The sequence below is a fragment of the Chelatococcus albus genome (assembly GCF_030067675.1).
GTDB classification, from domain to species: Bacteria; Pseudomonadota; Alphaproteobacteria; order Rhizobiales; family Beijerinckiaceae; genus Chelatococcus_A; species Chelatococcus_A albus.
The window spans coordinates 1-9,845 of sequence record NZ_JASJEV010000025.1; the positions used below are offsets into that span (position 1 = coordinate 1).

9 protein-coding genes and 2 pseudogenes are annotated in these 9,845 nt (G+C 71.4%); 3 read left to right on the forward strand and 8 right to left on the reverse strand.

Going from position 1 to position 9,845, the window contains the following annotated elements; translation table 11 throughout:
• Positions 1-188 precede the first annotated feature (188 nt).
• The gene (locus QNA08_RS18785; protein ID WP_283742261.1) at positions 189-518 is read left to right on the forward strand and encodes a hypothetical protein; all 330 of its coding nucleotides are present in this window, start codon (positions 189-191) and stop codon (positions 516-518) included.
• A 262-nt stretch (positions 519-780) separates the two neighbouring features.
• Here the strand turns inward: QNA08_RS18785 and QNA08_RS18790 are convergent.
• Positions 781-1,074 (reverse strand): annotated as a pseudogene (locus tag QNA08_RS18790) (cation transporter); the annotation flags it as partial.
• Positions 1,075-1,132: 58 nt separating this feature from the next.
• Between QNA08_RS18790 and QNA08_RS19095 the strand changes: the two are divergent.
• A pseudogene (locus QNA08_RS19095) lies at positions 1,133-1,684 on the forward strand (DUF3179 domain-containing (seleno)protein); the annotation flags it as partial.
• Positions 1,685-1,826: 142 nt separating this feature from the next.
• Positions 1,827-1,943 carry a helix-turn-helix domain-containing protein gene (locus QNA08_RS18795; protein ID WP_283742269.1) on the forward strand — a complete coding sequence of 39 codons (117 nt, stop codon included), beginning with the start codon at positions 1,827-1,829 and terminating at the stop codon, positions 1,941-1,943.
• 22 nt (positions 1,944-1,965) lie between these two features.
• Here the strand turns inward: QNA08_RS18795 and QNA08_RS18800 are convergent, their stop codons facing one another.
• The 7 genes from QNA08_RS18800 to QNA08_RS18830 form a co-directional block, all read right to left on the reverse strand.
• Complete coding sequence (locus QNA08_RS18800) at positions 1,966-2,442, reverse strand: RrF2 family transcriptional regulator (RefSeq protein WP_283742262.1); 477 nt, start codon at positions 2,440-2,442, stop codon at positions 1,966-1,968.
• A gap of 255 nt (positions 2,443-2,697) precedes the next feature.
• Complete coding sequence (locus QNA08_RS18805) at positions 2,698-3,930, reverse strand: NnrS family protein (protein WP_283742263.1); 1,233 nt, start codon at positions 3,928-3,930, stop codon at positions 2,698-2,700.
• Positions 3,927-4,682 carry an ABC transporter ATP-binding protein gene (locus QNA08_RS18810; RefSeq protein ID WP_283742264.1) on the reverse strand — a complete coding sequence of 252 codons (756 nt, stop codon included), beginning with the start codon at positions 4,680-4,682 and terminating at the stop codon, positions 3,927-3,929. The genes QNA08_RS18805 and QNA08_RS18810 overlap by 4 nt, the downstream gene beginning before the upstream one ends.
• Positions 4,679-5,473: an ABC transporter permease gene (locus tag QNA08_RS18815; protein WP_283742265.1), complete on the reverse strand. Its 795-nt coding sequence runs from the start codon at positions 5,471-5,473 to the stop codon at positions 4,679-4,681. Before QNA08_RS18815 ends, QNA08_RS18810 begins: the two co-directional genes overlap by 4 nt.
• Before the next feature lie 16 nt (positions 5,474-5,489).
• A complete protein-coding gene (locus QNA08_RS18820; RefSeq protein WP_283742266.1) occupies positions 5,490-5,735 on the reverse strand; it encodes a hypothetical protein in 246 nt (81 codons plus the stop codon).
• Positions 5,736-5,777: 42 nt separating this feature from the next.
• Positions 5,778-6,746, reverse strand: a complete 969-nt coding sequence (locus QNA08_RS18825) for an ABC transporter substrate-binding protein (protein ID WP_283742267.1) — start codon at positions 6,744-6,746, stop codon at positions 5,778-5,780.
• Positions 6,747-6,838: 92 nt separating this feature from the next.
• Entirely contained in the window at positions 6,839-9,043 is a 2,205-nt protein-coding gene (locus tag QNA08_RS18830; RefSeq protein ID WP_283742268.1) for a TonB-dependent receptor family protein, read from the reverse strand.
• Positions 9,044-9,845 lie beyond the last annotated feature (802 nt).

The following is a 9,845-nucleotide window of genomic DNA, read 5'->3' on the forward strand; positions in this document are numbered from 1 at the left end:
AGCTCGATCGGGCGGGCGAGAATGAGGCCGCGCCGCCACAGACTGCCCAGGCCCCGTCCTCGCGCAAGGCGGCCTGAGGGGATGGGCGGACACGCGGGCGAGCGCAGGACGCGCGGCGGGATCCGGCCAGTCCCGCCGGCCGGACGGCGCAATTCCGGCGGCGGAGAGGAGCGCAGCCGATCGTGATCATGACGCGACAGTCCGCGGACGCCCCCTCGCACAGCCGCGAGGCGCGGGTGGGCGGGGCCCTCGGCCGGTCTTCCGCCTCGCCGCGCAGCCCGTGCCGGCCGATCCCGCTCTGCACCGAATGTGGCACCTGCGGGCGCCAGGCGCGCGTCGAGCTCGAAGTGCTGCTCAGCATCTGCGCTCCGCAGGATCTGCACCTGCGCTGTCTCACCTGCGGCGGTCCGGTCAGGGCTTGGATCCCGGCAGAGACCGACGAGGCCGGCGCATCCGCCGCGCCTGCCGCCGATCCGGCGCACACCCGCCGGGCGGCTGCGGCGAGCGATGCGCGGTGATGCGGTGCGCGAAGTCCGGAGAGGCGGGCACACCATCGGCCTCGACCATTGGGACTTGGTCACCCCGCGACGATTGGAAGGCGCGAAGAGACCTGTCGGTCGAAGGGCCACCATCTCTGCCGCGGCCCACGTCCGCGCGGCTGAGGGCGCAGCCTGGCCCAAGCCGCCCAAGCCCCTGACGCTGGCCGTCGCGCCGGCGTCCGTGGGACTGTAGCGCGCCATGATCCTCGCAACTCGCACTGCGATGCAGATCGGGCTACGGGCGCAGCTTGCGGGGATCGTGCAGGGTGTAGCCGATGTCGCGCAGCGTCTGCAGGAGCTCGGCGGGACCGACGCGGGCCGGGTCGTATTCGACCAGCGCCTGCTCGTGGGTGAGGCTCACCGCCACCTTGTCGACGCCGGCCTTGCGCCACGGCGCGTTCTCGACGGTGCCCGTGCAGGGCGAGCAGTGGAGGCCGCCGATGCGCGCCCGGATGCGCGCCCGGTCGGGCCGGCTCGCCGGGCCGCGCCGCCGATGGTCATCCCCGTCGCCATTGCCCGCCCCCCGTTGGGCCATCCCAGGCTCCGTACGTCGGTGCGGAGGCGGCGGATGGCAACCCCTGGCTCGTCGCAGAATGCGAGTTGAAAGGGCACTGTCGTCTGTTGCACCGCTCCACGCCACGCGAGCCGCCGGCGCGTCTCACCGGCCTTTGAAGACATGTGATTGGCGGGCGTCGGCAGGCGCCATCAGGGTGCCGGCATGGTTGGCGCATGCCGCTCCCTCGGTCGGCTCTGGATGGCTGTCCTGCTCGCGAGGTGCTGGTACCCCCGATCCGTCCCTGCGGGCCTACGGTGTCAATCCCTACATCGGCTACGATGCGGCTGGTGCCCGGCCCGTCCTCGACGCCGGCGATCTGCCGGAAGGCATCGAACCGAGGGCGCGCGTCGTCGCCGTCGAGACGTCGCCGGGTCACCACGAAGCTTGGTCCCTCGACCTCCTGCGCGAGAGGCGGGAGATCGAGGCGGACGACATCGTGCTGCACTGGCGACCGGGGCAGGCCTTGCCGCTCGGGGCGCGCTCCATTGCGCAAGGACAGGACGTCAGCAATGTCGTCGTGGGGCGCCGCATCGGCACGGCCCTCGTGGACGTGGCCTTTGACGTGCCGTTCGCCTTCGCCTTCCACGCCTTCCGGCCCGAAGCCCGATCCACACGAAGTGAGGCGGTCTGGCGGGACCGGCGATCCGCGGCCAACGGCATGGCCATCGCCTTGACGCGCCTGGCCGGTGGATCGGCTCGCCCGGCCGCTCGCCGAACATCACCGCGAAGCCATGCCGGCGGCGCTGGAGGCAAGCGGCGGCAATGTCACGGGCGCCGCGCGCCGTCTGGGGATCGCCTGGACGACGATCTGTCGCCGCCTACTGTGGGACAGGCGCCAACGCGGCTGAAGCGCGCCGACGGCCGAGCGCTTCAGCCTGTCTGCCCCACCGCCGGGAGCTTGGGGCCGCGCGTCTCCGTGATCGGGGCGTGCGGCGGGACGAAGGCGCCCCTGGCGAGGGCGACGTCGGCGAGGGTATAGCGGTCGAGCGTGGCGATGAAGGACGAGAGCGCCTCGTTCAGGACCTGCGGCAAGCGGCAGCTTTTCGTGATGATGCAGAGGTTGCCGGTGGCAAAACACTCGACGAGGGCGAAATCCGGTTCCGTTGCCCGCACCACCTCGCCGAGATTGATGTCCTGCGGCCGTCGCGCCAGGGCGAAACCGCCGGAGCGGCCCCGCACGCCCTTGATGTAGCCGGCGCGCGTGAGGATGTTGACGGCCTTCATGAGATGCGCACGGGAAATGTTGTAGGTCTTCGCCGTCTCCTCGATGGTGACGAGACGGTCTCCGGCCGTCGCCGCATACATGAGCACCCGCAGAGCATAGTCCGAAAAGGTCGTCAGCCGCATGTCGTACCCCGATGTCGAGGCCGCGCCCGCCTCCCGGACGCCAGACCGGGCGCATGAACCGCTGCCGGCGGCAGGAGAGGGGGCCGCCCGCCGCCGCTACCCGTTGGCTCGGGCAGGTGCCTTGCCGCGTGGCCGCGCGATTTAATGAACTATGGATGTATCTTTGATATTTGTCCAACGAGCGCCGGGGCCGATCGGCCGGCACCGGCTGGCAGTCGGGCGAGGCAGGCCGCTGCGGCGCGGCGGGCCCGCCGGTCAGGGGCCGTCCCGGCAGGCGCTCTCGGGCGGAACGCCCGGCTCGAGGAAGAAGCTCAGGAACCTCGCCAGCCACAGCGCGAAGGCGCCCGCCCATGCGAGCGCGGCCAGCCCGTGGTGCATCCCGGCGAGCTGCGTCAGCACGCCGACCTCCGGCAGAACGCGCAGGAGGGCCGCGAGGCCGATCAGGGTGATCGCCGCATGGGCCTGCCACGGCAGCGCAAGCGGCCGGCCGGTATGCCGCAGCCCGGCGATGACAAAGACGGCGAGGACGGCGCTGCCGAGCGCGCCGACGGAGAGGAGGTGCACGCCTGTCATGGGCGGGATCGGCGCGCCGAGCCCGGCCGCGCCGATGGCGATCAGGCCGAGGCCGGCGAAGAGATTGGCCGCGCCGAGCGCGAGCACGTGCCCGCGGAGCAGGCTGCGGCCGATGAACCATTCGGCGAGCCTGTCCATGAAGGCCGAGCCGGCAGCGAGCGCCAGGAAGGCCGGCCCCTGCGATTCCGGGAAGAGGAGGCCGGCGAGCCCGTAGAGCGTCGTCAGCGCCGCCGCCAGGTTCTGCCGCCCGGGATGCGGCCGGTAAGGCGTCGCGCCGCCGGAAGGATCGAGGGCGAGGTTCAGGACGACGACGTTGATCCGCCCGAGCGCCAGCGCAAGCAGCACGAGGAAGACGAGGACCGCCGCGGCGAGAAGGCGGCCGGACAGGTCGTGGGCGCCCACCATCCAGGCGATCCGTATGCCGGCCTCCGCCACGCACAGGAGGCAGAGCCAGGCCACGAAGGAGCCGTGCCGCAGCGAACGCCGCGTGATCATCGGCGCGGCGGCGAACCAGGCGAGAAGGGACAGGAAGGCGACGTCGGCGGCACCGGCGAGCCAGATCGCGTCGTCCGCGCCCAGCACCCCGATGAGCCGGCCCGGCAACCACAGGCCGAGCAGCAGCAGAAGGTCCCGTCCCTGCCGCGGCGGCGTGTCGGTCCATTCCGGCACGGCGGAGGTCAGGAAGCCGGCGAGGGCCGCCCCGTAGGTGCCGAAGATCATCTCGTGGGCGTGCCACTGGCCAGCCGGGATCGCGCGCGCCAGCGGCAGATCGAGCGCGAAGGGGAGCGTCCACAACGGCAGCCACAGCAGGGCGTGGAGCGCCGCCACCGGGAAGAACAGGTGCAGCCCCTCCGAGAGGAGGTTCCGCAACGCGCGCCGCTGCGCGGCGGAGGGTTGGAGGCGCGCGACCGTCACGGGACGTGCCGTCCTTCGCCGTCGACGAGCTCGGCGAAGGCCTCCTCGCGTGACCAGCTCTGCACGATCTCGAACACGTCGCGATCGCCGCGCGCCGCGCGCCGGCCGGGAACGGCCCGGATCTCGACGATCCCGCGCGCCCGCGCCGACAGGATGGCGAGCCGGTCGGCCAGGCGGACGGCCTCGGCGAGGTCGTGAGTGACGAACAGGCCCGAGAAGCCCTGGCCCGACGGCCCGTCGCCGGCCATGCGCATCACGAGGTCCTGCAGCGCCCGTCTGAGGCCGACGTCGACGGCGGTGAACGGCTCGTCGAAGAAGACGACCTCCGGTTCGACCGCGAGGGCGCGGGCGACGGCCACGCGCTGGCGCATGCCGCCCGACAGCTCGGCGGGATATTTGTCGAGATCGGCAGGCTCGAGCCCGACGAGGCGGGCGTGAACACCGGCGATCTCGCGCCGCCGGCGACGCGGCAGGTCGAGGGAGGCGAGCCCGTAGGCGATATTCTCCCCGGCCGTCAGCCACGGCATGAGGCGTGGTTCCTGAAACACCATGGCGTGCCGGCGGTAGTCGCGCCGGACGCGGCCCCTGAGCGGGTCGATCAGGCCCGCCGCGATCTGCAGCAGCGTGGTCTTGCCGCAGCCGGACGGGCCGACGAGGGCGACGATCTCCCCGTTTGCGAGGAGGAGATCGCAGCCTTCCAGCACCGTGCGGCCGAGGAAGGCATGCCCGATGCGGTCGAGCGCGAGCCTCACCGCTTCACTCCCCACGGCAGGCCGGCGCTGCGCCACCGCTCGAGCCTCTCGCGCAGCGGTGTGAGCAGGCCGTAGTCGGTGGCGAGCGCGAAGGCGACGACGAGGGTCGTCCACGCCGTCACCTGCGGAATGTCGAAGAGGGCTCTGGCGGTGGCGAGCTCGCCGCCGATGCCGCCGGCATTGGCGAGGAGCTCCGCCATGACGGTGACCTTCCAGGCGGTTCCCACCGTCGTCGTCCAGGCGGGGAACAGGTAGGACAAGAGATGCGGCAGCGTCACGGTCCGGAAGCGCCGGAGGGGACCGGCGCCGAACACGCGCGCCATGGCGTCGAGGGAGCGGTCCCGGGTCGCCACGCCCTCGAGCGCTCCGGCGAAGGAGATGGGCAGCGCCGCCACGACCACCGTCGCCACCGCCGAACCGCCGGACGCGCCGAACCAGATGAGGGCGAGCACGATCCAGGAGATCGGCGGCACGCCGAGCACGACCGCGACGACCGGCCTCATGACCCGCATGGCGGCGAAGGAATAGCCGGCGATCGCCCCCGCCACCGTGCCGAGGCCGGCAGCGAGGCCGAAGCCCGTGAAGGTGCGCGCCGCCGTCTCCGCCACCGCAGCGACGAAGCCCGGACCGCGGACGACGTCGCGGATGGCGGCGAGCGTCTGGAGCGGCGAGGGCAGGACGAAACTGCCATAGACCTCGTGGCTGGCCTGCCAGGCGGCGAGCAGGCAGAAGAGGCCGGCCGCCCCGGCCCAGCCGGACCACAGATATCGACCGAGCCAGGAAAGGCGCATTGTCCCGCCCGGCCCTTCATTGCGCCGGATGCCGGCAGCGGCGATGGCGCAGCACGGCGTAGACAGTCAGCGCCGCGAAGGCGGGCACGGCGACGAGGAGCGCGTGTTCGAGCGTCGTGAACCAGGCGACCGCTCCCGCCACGCCGAGGATGCCGAGGACGTGGGTCGAGAGACAGGCGAGAAGCGCAAGCACCGTCGCGGTAAGGCTGCCGCGGAAGAGCCCGTCCTTGCCGAGGCTGGTCGATGCCGGATGAGTTTGCATGGGGCGTCCCCGTGTTGCTCGTTGCGCGCTGCGTCGGGCCCGTCAGAGGGCATAGAACCCGTCGTCGGGCAGTTTGCCGCCGATGATGCGCAGATCGTCCTCGGCGAGCAGGGTGAAGAAGGCTTCGAGCTCCCTGCGGATGGAGGAGGCAGGCAATGCCGCGAGGTTGCTGTGCGGGATCGCCTCCGCGACCACCGGGCCGAGCAGGCCGAGCTCGGTCGCCGTGGCGAGGGAGGCGCGCACGGGATGCTCGACCACGAACTGCACGGCGCTCTGCAGGGATTGCTGCAGACGCACGAGCCCGTCCCGGCCGACCTCGTCGATGAAGGCCCTGGTCACGGCGAGACCCGCCTGGGGGATGAAGCCGCTGCCGCCGGTGGCCTTCGCCCACTCCCTCTGGCAGTCGATGGCCCGCCCGAGACCCCTGAGGCTCAGCTTGGAGCGCAGGACGGCTGCGGTGGCGGCGGGCTCGGCGAGGAGCGCCGCGTCGGCATGCCCGGCGAGCAGCATCTGCGTGGCCTCGGGCGGCGAGCCGGCATAGTCGAGCGCCACATCCTTGCCCGGCTGCAGGCCCGCCTTGGCCAGGAGACGGCGGAGGATGAGATCCGGCATGTCGTTGCGGAACGGCACGGCGAGCTTGCGTCCCGCGAGATCGTCGAGCCGGCCGATCTTCTCCCCGGCGACGACGTGGAGGAGGCCGCCGGTCATGATGTTGACGAGGTGCACGCCGAGGCCGCGGTTGTAGAGGTTGGCCGCCACGTAGCTCGGAACGATGACAGCCTTCATGGATCCGGAGGCGAGCCCCGCGCGCATCTCGTCCGGCGTGCGCCAGGTCCTGAAGGTGAAGCTCCCCCTGCCCACGTCAGCGAGCCCGCCGCCCGCCACCGCCTGCGCCAGCACGATGGAAGGGGCGGCCGGCGGCCCCCAGAGCACCAGGGGCTCGGCGGCGGCGCCGGGGCGGGCGACGAGCACCACGCCGGCAGAGGCGAGAAAGCTGCGGCGGTCGAGCATGATGTGGCTCCCTTGCTGAAGGATCGCGACCGCACCGGCGTCCGACGGCGTGGAAGCGGCGGGACGGTCCGGCGGCGGCCGCATGCGCCCCTTCAGAACGTCGCCTTGAGGCCGGCGTAGAAGGCGCGCCCGTCGCCGGGCAGGAAGGCCGCCTGGTCCGGCCTCGCCTGATCGACGATCAAGGTCGACGAGGCGTAGGTTTCGTTGAACAGATTGGTGATCTCGCCGAAGACCGTGAGGCGGTCGCTGATCCGGTATTCCGTGCGGATGTCGACGACGGCGTAGGGATCGGCGAAGAGGCTGTTCATGTTGTCGACCGGCGTCTTCTCCGGCGACCATCTGAGCGCCGCCTGGATCGCCCAGCTGTCGAAGGGGCGATACTGCAGCGTGGCCTGGACCACGTGACGGGGGGCGCCGGCCAGCCGGTTGTCGCCTCGCACCGGATCGTCGTTGAAGCGGAAGTCCTGGTAGGTGTAGGCGAGGCGGCCGGCGATCCTGTCCGTGAGCTGCGCGCCGAGGCCGAGCTCAACGCCGAGATGCGTCGTCCTGTCGGCGTTGATGGCCCCGAGCGGGGCGCCCGTGGCGTCCCGCAGGCTGAGGAGCTCGTTGTCGATCCAGGAATAATAGGCGACAGCGTCCCAGCTCACGCGCTCCGAGCGGCCCCGCCAGCCCGCCTCGATCGTCGTCGCCTCCTGGGCCTTCAGGGCCGGTGTCGTGAAGGCGGGGGCGCGCAGCGCGGGATTGGCTGGGTTCGGCCGGCCGGGGCTGCTGTTGGGCGTGCCGTTCACCGTCGCCAGAAGGTCGTCGTGGGTCGGCGGCTCGAAGCTGCGGCTGAGCGCGGCGAAGAACGTCTGCCCGCCGTCCGGGCGATAGGCGAGGCCGAGGCTTGGCGTCCAGCCGCTGTAGGACTTCGCGTAGCCGGTGCTCGTCGCTGGCACGGCGCCGCCCGGCAGCAGCATGGAGGGATTGGCGGGGTTGTAGGCGATCGTCGGGCGGGTCGGCCGATCGTAGGTGTCGGTGTTGTCACGCGTGGCGTAGGAGTAGGCGATGGCGGGCGAGAGCGTGACCGTCTGCAGGAGCGGGATGTTGAAGCCCGCGTTGAGCGACAGCGTCGTTGCGTCGAGGCGGCTCTCGCCGAACTTGGCGACGGTCGTGCCGGACTGGTTGAGGTAGTTCTCCCGGTCCGCCGATCCGACGGCGTACTGCGCCGTGGTTTCGAACAGCGGCAGGACGCTCGCGTCGTCGGGCTTGTAGGCGTACCGCGCGACGCCCGCGAAGTCGCCGCCGCGCGTCATGCGCACGCCCGACGAGATCGGGAAGCGGAAGGTGTCGTCCGTATAGGTGTAGCCGAAGGCGACGTCGAACAGATGCTGATCGAATGTCGCCGTCGTGCGCGATCCGATAAGGAACTGGCTCGCCTCGCGCCTCGGCCTGTCGCGCACGACGTTCGGGCCCGGGTTGATCGCGCCTGCGGGCGTGACAAGCGGGCCGGAGGAGACCTGCCGCGGGTCGGCCTCCATCGCGCTCTTGGTCAGGGGGCCTGGAACATCGAACCCGAGATTCATGTAGCCGGCGAAGAATCTGGTCTTCACGGTCTCGGACAGATCGACGCCGACATTGCCGCCGACGCTCACGCGCTCGGACTGATTGTAGACGCGATAGCCGTCGCGGCGGCTCGCATCGAACTGGAACAGGCCGTCGAACCGGTCCGCCCTGAAGCCCGCCTGCCCCGAGACCCCAGCCTGTCCGAAGCTGCCGCCGCTCGCCGTGAACCGCGCGCCGGGCGAGGCCGATCCCGTCGGCGAGACGAAGTTGAGGGCCCCGCCGAGGACCGTCGCGCCGAGCCGGTTGGCCGTGTAGCCGCGGTAGACCTCGATCGCCTCGGCCAGCAGCGGATCGGCGAAACCGACGACGTAGGAGCCGTCCGCCCGGTTGATGGGCAGGCCGTTCTGGAGGACGAGGATGCCCCGCTCGACCGGGTTCTGCTGCAGCCCGGAGCCGCGGATCTGCACGCGGGGCTGATCATTGCCGCCGAAGAAATCCTGCACGACGACGCCGGGAACGCTCGCCAGGGCCTTGGACAGGGTGAGATTGCCGGTGGAGGGCATGTCCTCGGCCGTCACCAGCGCCACCCCGCCGGGCAGCGCCTCCAGTCGCTCGCGCGCGGTGTTTGGCATCACCCGCGGCGCGGCGATGACGAGCGGGTCGAGCATCGTCGCACCGGGCGTGGCTGACTGGGCGAGGCAAGCCGTGCCGCCTATGAAAGGCGACAGCGCGAGGGCGAGCCACGGGGCCACCGGCGCCCCCCCGCGCAAGCTTGCCGGCGCGTCCACTCCAGTCGCCGTGCGGGACCGCGCCGTTGCCTTGCGCTGGCCGGTGCCCCGCGACGCTGGAGCGTTCCGCAGTCTGCGAGGGGCGTCGTTCATTGGAGTGCCTATAAAGATCTATTTTATATGTATATTTTGTCTCGTACGTTAGGCGCCGGGGCCTGTCAACGACACTCCTTCACGATAGGGGACAAGTCCGGCAGGTGGGGCCGCGCCCATGCCTCCCATCCCGCGAGGTCAGATGCCGCAAGGCCGGGCGCGTGATTGGCCGCGCCCCGCATCGCCTGTGCTCTGTGTGCCGTGCGGTCTGCGCCAGCGTCTGGTCGCTGTTCCCGCCGCCCCGGTCTTGAGCCTCGGCCTCGCGGTGGACGGGGGCATGGCGGTCACCCTTCGCAAACAGCAGCCAGGCGAGCGCGAGGCGCTGGGGCGTCGGCCGAAGCCCGGCGCGTTGCAACTTGCGACGCACGTCCCTGAACGGCCAGCCGGGTGCGCACGGACACCGGATTCGCCGTTGCAGGGGTGGTGACGGGTTTGCGATGGTCGCCGTGGCCCATGGCCGATCTGCCCTTCGCCCGCCGGCGGCTGAGCGAAGCTGCGGCTTCCGCCGTTGCCGGGTGGAACGCGCTGCTCGCTGGGGATGACGACGAGCCGCCCCACCCGGTGAGCCGTCGCCTTGTCAGATTGCTGAAGGGCCGTGAGCGGTCCGAGACATGGGTGACAGGACGTACCGGACACATGGGTGACACTTCCCCCAGGCGCGCCTGGGGGAAGT

What these genes read in the sequence shown, in the direction of transcription:
- QNA08_RS18815 (WP_283742265.1), bottom strand. Translation starts at nt 5,473, where the DNA reads ATGCGCCTTTCCTGGCTCGGTCGATATCTGTGGTCCGGCTGGGCCGGG.
- QNA08_RS18800 (WP_283742262.1), bottom strand. Translation starts at nt 2,442, where the DNA reads ATGCGGCTGACGACCTTTTCGGACTATGCTCTGCGGGTGCTCATGTAT.
- QNA08_RS18785 (WP_283742261.1), top strand. Translation starts at nt 189, where the DNA reads ATGACGCGACAGTCCGCGGACGCCCCCTCGCACAGCCGCGAGGCGCGG.
- QNA08_RS18820 (WP_283742266.1), bottom strand. Translation starts at nt 5,735, where the DNA reads ATGCAAACTCATCCGGCATCGACCAGCCTCGGCAAGGACGGGCTCTTC.
- QNA08_RS18825 (WP_283742267.1), bottom strand. Translation starts at nt 6,746, where the DNA reads ATGCTCGACCGCCGCAGCTTTCTCGCCTCTGCCGGCGTGGTGCTCGTC.
- QNA08_RS18795 (WP_283742269.1), top strand. Translation starts at nt 1,827, where the DNA reads ATGCCGGCGGCGCTGGAGGCAAGCGGCGGCAATGTCACGGGCGCCGCG.